This is a genomic window from Arthrobacter sp. Y3223164, assembly GCF_059091005.1.
Map to the genome: position 1 here is coordinate 1 of NZ_JBNHGF010000406.1, position 2,413 is coordinate 2,413.

Annotated in this window: 2 protein-coding genes; both read right to left on the minus strand. The window is 69.0% G+C overall.

Going from position 1 to position 2,413, the window contains the following annotated elements:
- A partial coding sequence (locus tag AC5RUJ_RS14675) for a biotin carboxylase N-terminal domain-containing protein (protein WP_494156087.1) occupies positions 1-546 on the minus strand: 546 nt, incomplete at its 3' end.
- A gap of 6 nt (positions 547-552) precedes the next feature.
- Complete coding sequence (locus AC5RUJ_RS14680; RefSeq protein ID WP_494128276.1) at positions 553-2,157, minus strand: carboxyl transferase domain-containing protein; 1,605 nt, start codon at positions 2,155-2,157, stop codon at positions 553-555.
- Between the last annotated feature and the right edge of the window lie 256 nt (positions 2,158-2,413).

The following is a 2,413-nucleotide window of genomic DNA, read 5'->3' on the forward strand; positions in this document are numbered from 1 at the left end:
GGCGAGCGCGGCGCGCAGTTCCTCGGGCCGCTGCACGGCCATCATCCCCTTGCCGCCGCCGCCGGCCGACGGCTTGATCAACAGCGGGTAGCCGACCTCTTCGGCGGCCCGGACCAACCCGTCGTCGTCCAGCCCCGGTTCCGCGATCCCGGGAATGACCGGGACCCCATGCGATGCCACGTGGTTCTTGGAGCGGATCTTGTCCCCCATGATCCCGATCGCCCCCACGTTGGGTCCGATGAACACGATGCCGGCCGCCTCCAGCGCCTGGGCGAACGCCACGTTCTCGCTGAGGAAGCCGTAGCCGGGGTGGACGGCCTCGGCGCCCGTGGCCTTGCAGGCTTCAATCACCGCGTCGATGCGCAGGTAGCTCTCGGTGGCCGGGGCGGGCCCGATCCGCACCGCGATGTCCGCCTCGCGCACGTGGCGGGCCCCGGCGTCGGCATCCGAATAGACGGCCGCGGCCCGGATGCCCATGGCGCGCAGCGTGCGGATGACCCGGCAGGCGATTTCGCCGCGGTTGGCCACCAGGACGGTTTCAAACACTTTCGATCACATCCTGAACAGGCCGAAGGCGGTCTCGGGCAAGGGACTGTTGGCGCAGACGTCAAGGGCGAGGCCGAGCACGGTCCGGGTCTGCGCCGGGTCGATGATCCCGTCGTCCCAGAGCCGGGCGGTGGAGTAATACGGGTTGCCCTGCGCTTCGTACTGCTCCCGGATGGGGGCCTTGAACGCCTCCTCGGCCTCGGCACTCCACTCCTCCCCGCGGGCCTCCAACTGGTCCCGTTTGACGGTGGCCAGGACGGAGGAGGCCTGGTTGCCGCCCATCACCGAAATGCGAGCGGCCGGCCACATCCAGAGGAAGCGCGGCGAGTAGGCGCGGCCGCACATGGAATAGTTGCCGGCGCCGAAGGACCCGCCGATCACCACGGTCAGCTTCGGCACCCGGGCGGTCGCGACGGCCGTCACCATCTTGGCGCCGTGCTTGGCGATGCCGCCGGCCTCGTAGTCGCGGCCCACCATGAAGCCGGAAAGGTTCTGCAGGAAAACCAGCGGGATGCCGCGCTGGTCGCAGAGTTCAATGAAGTGCGCGCCCTTGAGGGCAGATTCGGAAAAGAGCACCCCGTTGTTCGCCACGATGCCCACCTGATGCCCGTGGAGCCGGGCGAACCCGGTGACCAGCGTGGTGCCGTACTCCCGCTTGAACTCGTGGAAGCGGCTGCCGTCCACCAACCGGGCGATGACCTCGCGGACGTCGTAGGCGGCGTTGACGTCCACCGGAACGGCTCCGTAAATTTCCTGCGGTTCGGCCGCCGGGGCCTCCACGGGCGCCGTCTCCCAGGCCGGTGTCCAGCACGGGAGCGTGGCCACGATGTCGCGGACAATCTCCAGCGCGTGCACATCGTTCTCGGCCAGGTGGTCGGTCACCCCCGAGGTCCGCGCATGCAGTTCGCCGCCGCCGAGTTCCTCCGCGGTGACAACTTCGCCGATGGCCGCCTTCACCAGCGGCGGGCCGCCCAGGAAGATGGTGCCCTGGCCGCGGACGATCACGGTTTCGTCGCTCATCGCCGGAACGTAGGCGCCGCCGGCCGTGCAGGAACCGAGCACCGCGGCGATCTGCGGGATTTTAGCCGCCGACATCCGCGCCTGGTTGTAGAAGATGCGGCCGAAGTGCTCGCGGTCCGGGAAGACGTCGTCCTGCTTGGGGAGGAACGCGCCGCCGGAGTCCACGAGGTAGATGCACGGCAGGTTGTTCTCCAGCGCCACCTCCTGGGCGCGCAGGTGTTTCTTAACCGTCATCGGATAGTAGGTGCCGCCCTTGACGGTCGCATCGTTGCAGACCACCAGCACGTGGCGGCCGTGCACCAGGCCGATGCCGGCGATCATCCCCGCCCCCGGCGAATCGCCGTCGTACATTCCCTCTGCGGCCAGCGGCGCGATTTCCAGGAACGGGCTGCCCTCGTCCAGCAGCGTGTCGACCCTGTCCCGCGGCAACAGCTTGCCCCGCTCCAGGTGGCGCCGGCGTGAGCCCTCCGGCCCGCCCGCCGCCACCGAGGCCAGGCGGGCGTGCAGTTCGGCAGCCAGCCGGCGCTGCTGCTCGTCGTTGGCCCGGAAACTGTCACTGGTAGTGTCCACCCGGGAAGCCAGTGTCTCCATCGACACCTTCCTGGCCGAAGCCGTCGCGCGCCCACGCCCGCCGCCCGCTGGGGGCGACTGGCCTGAAGGACGCATTTTGGTTAGTCTGTACTAACTGAAATCAGGCTAGTGGCCGTTAAGTGTCTTGTCCAGCACTTATTCGGCACCTTCTCGAAGGAACCGATCCATGCCCCCAGCACCGCATGCCGCCGCCGTGACGCGCCAGACCGGCCGCAGCCTGGCCAAGGCCACCCGGAGGGCCGCACTGCTGGACGCC